General features: G+C 57.5%; 3 protein-coding genes and 1 pseudogene. 2 read left to right on the top strand and 2 right to left on the bottom strand.

Annotation, left to right across the window (positions count from 1 at the left end; translation table 11 throughout):
* Positions 1-1,498, bottom strand: a 1,498-nt coding sequence (locus ACP5J3_RS11420; protein WP_428495805.1) for a hypothetical protein, incomplete at its 3' end; no start/stop codon positions are given.
* A 286-nt stretch (positions 1,499-1,784) separates the two neighbouring features.
* Between ACP5J3_RS11420 and ACP5J3_RS11415 the strand changes: the two genes are divergently transcribed.
* Positions 1,785-3,008 carry an MFS transporter gene (locus ACP5J3_RS11415; protein WP_428495804.1) on the top strand — a complete coding sequence of 408 codons (1,224 nt, stop codon included), beginning with the start codon at positions 1,785-1,787 and terminating at the stop codon, positions 3,006-3,008.
* Between the two features lie 53 nt (positions 3,009-3,061).
* A complete protein-coding gene (locus ACP5J3_RS11410) occupies positions 3,062-4,060 on the top strand; it encodes a pyridoxal-phosphate dependent enzyme (RefSeq protein WP_428495803.1) in 999 nt (332 codons plus the stop codon).
* On the opposite strand, the pseudogene ACP5J3_RS11405 reads toward ACP5J3_RS11410, so the two are convergent.
* Positions 4,050-4,284: pseudogene (locus ACP5J3_RS11405) on the bottom strand (helix-turn-helix domain-containing protein); the annotation flags it as partial. The gene ACP5J3_RS11410 and the pseudogene ACP5J3_RS11405 overlap by 11 nt on opposite strands.

The following is a 4,284-nucleotide window of genomic DNA, read 5'->3' as shown; positions in this document are numbered from 1 at the left end:
AGCCAAGAATTTGATATGTGTTAAGAAGTAGCATGACGCCCCAATTTAGATAAGGCTCACCAGTCTTATTATCTATGTAATTGGAGTGGAAGGGCTCTATCCAGCGGCTGTACGCTATTTCCAAGTTTCCACTGTAGGATATTGTCGCGTCGGGAGAATTCCATACTTGGTAAACCACCGACACCGTTATCCCGCCGCCGCTTGACAGTGCTTTTGAGATTGCGTAGTCTCTTGCCCTAAGTTGGAGTACTGTAGACGGGACCTCGTAGTTACAGTAGTAGCCGCCGGCAGGTGAAGAGGTGGTTGGCCCCACAAATCTCTGTAGGTAGAGGACTCCATTAACATAATACTCAACGAAAATTGACGAGCAATATTGCCCGGTCCAGTATAGCCTCACTGACGAGGGCGGCACGTAGATGTAGTTAAACGTGGTGCCCGCGGTGGTGGCGGCCAAGCCGTCGTACGCCACGTATGGGCCGAATAATACAGCAACCTTGTAGCGGTAGCTGGAGCTAACTCTGGGAGTTAAGTAAGTCGTTGCTTTTGTCGTGGCGATCTGCGCTAAATCATTAACCGTCTTCCTATACCTCGCCGCTATATATACGTTAATGGTGGTGGAGTACGGCGCGTAGCCGCTTGCCCGTATTCTGACGCCTATTTGAGAGTCTTGTGGTAGCGTCACGTATAGGTTTGTCCAGTAGACACCAGAGCTGGGTGGTGTTAGGTACATCGTAGTTATGTAGGTACACGTGTCTAGGTTGTAAAACTCGAGCGCCACAGAGCCGTAGTAGAGTGTACCAGACACCTTCACGCCTACTGTGAGGTTTTGAACTTCGAAACCTACCCAGTGCATTTGAGATAATCCACACAGAGTGTTGATACCAGTTGGTGTATCAACTGGTAAATACGTAGCGAAAGAGCCACTTACAGTAATTTGTTTGAAGTATAAGCTACCTATTGGGTATATAGTCGTGCCTTTAGACACGGCGTAGCTGGTTATGCCCACCTCTCCAGTAGCTTTGTCGCGCTTTGGCTGGCCTCTTGGCGTTGTGAATTTGCCGCGGTTGGGGGTTCTAGGGGGTTCTGTGCCTATGGTGCTCCAAGTTGCAAGCGTGGCGTTTCCCTTTGTTATGGGTTTTCTACCCACTGCCAGCTCTACCGCCGCCTTCTTAGTCCCATTCTGCACCTCCAGCGTCCACCGCTCTAGGCCTGGTGGCGTACTGGGCGGGCCGCGTCTAAAGGCCTCTCTGGGGATGTGTAGGATGTATCTCGACATGTTGTAGTAAGGCATCGACGCCCACCGTCCGGCGGAGGCTATGTAGGTGTCTATGTACTCTGGGACGTAGGTGACGTAGACAGGCGCCCAGCTCTCCCCATCCCACGCGTATATATGTAAACCTTCAACCTCCGGCCCCTCCTCTACATACACCTCCACATACCCAGCCAGCGCCGCAACAGACAGCGCCACCACAAGCACCAGAACTCTAGCCGACAACATGCCTCAAAAAAAAGGGCTTTATAAACATTTCTGGACACTGTACACCGTTGCCAAGGCGGAGTGCGTTGGGAGAATAGCCGTTACAGATTAGGAAGAGAGAAGTGTACGAGGGCACGTGGCGGGTGGGGCCCGCCGAAGGTGTTGATGAGGTTGTTGCCGATGTGTAGAGCCTAGATGCTGAATGCGCCGCGTGAGGTGTTGCGTTTGATAAACGCAGTTGTCTTGAGCCGTATCGTGGCCGTCGTATATGAGGGAAACTATATAAATAGGAAGCCCGGCTGGCGGTATGAGGATTGCCGCGTCTTACATTCCGATATTTGTGGCGCGTATAGGCTCCGGGGCCAGCGCCTTCCTTGTGGTGAAGCTGGCCAGCGGCGGGAATCTGGAGGCCGGCGTGGTCCTCGCGTCGTACCCATTCCTAGAGGCGATTGGGGCTTTTATCGCGGGGAGGTGGTCGGATACCCTCGGCCGGAAGAAAACTCTGGTAATTGGCTACGTGGTTAGATCCGTCGCGATGTTGCTCCTGGCCTGGGCTTTCTACACCCGCGGGACTCCGTGGCTGGAGGCGTTGCTAAACGGCGTGATTGGCTTAACCACGGCTTTTATACTCACCTCCTCCCTGGCTATGGCCACCGACCTCACCGAGGTGAGGAATAGGGGGCTTGGGATGGGCGGTTTCGAGTTTATCAATCTTGGGAGTTATGGGGTGGGCTACCTGCTGGGGTCCGCCCTCTACTCCGCCCTCCGCGGCCCCTCGGCGTACCTCGCCGTTGCCCTCTTCACAGCCGCGGCGACGCCTCTCTTCGCCAGGTTTCTGTCGGAGACTAGGCCGGCGGCGCCGGAGGAGGGGAGGCTTCTTTTCTCGGTGCTACCGCCCTCCGCCTTGGCGCTCCTCCCCGTGTGGTTTGCCTTGACGTCGATAATCGGCATGGCGATGTACGCGCCCCGCGTCCTGCGCGTGGGCGACGCCGGCCACGGCGCCGTGCAACACATAGTGGGGAGGCTTGGGGAGAACCTGGTGGTTGGCCTGCTGTTCATAGGCGCCTTGGCGCTCCTCGGGGCTGGCGCAATTATCTTCGGCAGGCTGGCGGACAGGTGGGGCCGGGTAAGGACGTTTAGGCTGGGCCTGGTGGGGGGCCTCGCCGCGCTGGCTGTGCTCAACGTGGCTCTCCACGTGGGCCTCGGCCCGGTTGAGGCCATAGCCGTCACGGCGCCCCTCTTGTTCCTAACGTCGGCGATTGGTCCCAGCATACTTGCGCTGATAGGAGACGAGGCCGACATTAGGTACAGAGGCACTGTGATGGGTATATACAGCGTGGTGCTCGGCCTCGGGATCGGCTTCGGTAGCCTGCTCAGCGGCATGGTTGCCACCGTGTTCCGCTCGTCGGAGATAAACGGCCTCGCCGCCGCGGCCTTGGCGGTCTACGCCTCAATGACGGCGGTGCATATAGCGCTGAGTCGGACGTATAATCTGGCAATTAGGGACACCGCCGCCATTAGGGCCGGCTGAGAGGTCCGCCGCTTAGATTTATATAGTTGGGGAATCTCCTCCACGATGCTGGGGTGTGTCTCGAATACTACAGAGAGCTGATTAGGGAGGGCCGGCTGAGGGTGGTCGACGGAGAGGCGGCGCGTTGCCTGTCTCCGCTTTTCGAGAGGAGTGTCGCAGTGGGGGAGGAGGTGTCTCTCGCAGAGCTCTACCCAAGGCCCAGCCCACACCGCGTGTTTAACAACTCGCTCGAGTTGCTGAGGGGGGGCTGGCCCACGCCTCTTCTCAAAATCTCGGAGGGCCCCGGGGAGGCCTATGCGAAGCTGGAGTGGTTCAACCCCTTCAGCGCCAGCGTCAAGGACAGGACTGTGTACTACCTACTGAAGTCTGTGGAGGGTGACAGAGTTGTGGAGGTCTCCAGCGGAAACGTCGCCGTCGCCCTCGCGGCGCTTGGCAACGTGCTGGGGAAGAGGGTGAAGATCTACATCCCGACGGCGGGGAGGTACGTCGTCCCCCTCCTCAACTACCTAGGCGCCGAGTGGCAGATACTCGACGTCTCGATGACGGTGGAGGCGCTGGAGCACCTGGAGAAGGACATTAGGGAGGGGGCGGTGCACCCAAACCAGTTCGGCAACGACCTCAACTTCGTTGCCCACCTCAGGACGGCGGCTGAGATAGACTGGCAACTCGCCGCGCTGGGGAAGAAGCCCGACTACATAATTGCGGGGATCGGCACCTCGGGCCACGCCTCGGCCCTCGGATTCTACTTCGGCGTGAGGTACGGCACCAAGCTGGTGGCCGTGCAGCCGAGGGACTGGATTCCGGGGATTAGGAGGGTGGAGACAGGCATGAAGTGGATTAAATTAGTCGAGGCCGAGATTGTGGATATCTCTCTAGAGGAGGCCCTTAGGGGGGTTAGGGACTTCGCCAAGAGACACGGCCTCTTAATTGGGCCAAGCGCGGGGGCCGTCTACAGCGCTTATCTAAAAAACCCCTACAGGGGGATCTCGGTGTTGGTGTTTCCCGACAGCTTATTCAAATACACGCCTCTACTGGAGCAACTCAGCGTTTAGGATCCCTGAGCTTCAGTACTATCAGCTCCGCCTTCCTTCCGCCGCACCCATCCACGGTGATGGTCCCCGCTACTTCGTAGTTTAGCAACAGTTTGTCCATGTCGGGGCCCGGGGACTTGATCCGTATCGTGCGCAAGTCTATATCCACGTCGCCGCACGTGAGGCAGATCCCAATAGCCTTATCTAGCGCATTGGAGGCGCAGATATACCTCGCGCTTGGCGCC

Origin of the sequence: Pyrobaculum sp. (assembly GCF_049971835.1) — an archaeon.
Taxonomy (GTDB): domain Archaea; phylum Thermoproteota; class Thermoprotei; order Thermoproteales; family Thermoproteaceae; genus Pyrobaculum.
This window is presented reverse-complemented; position numbering and strand designations above follow the sequence as displayed.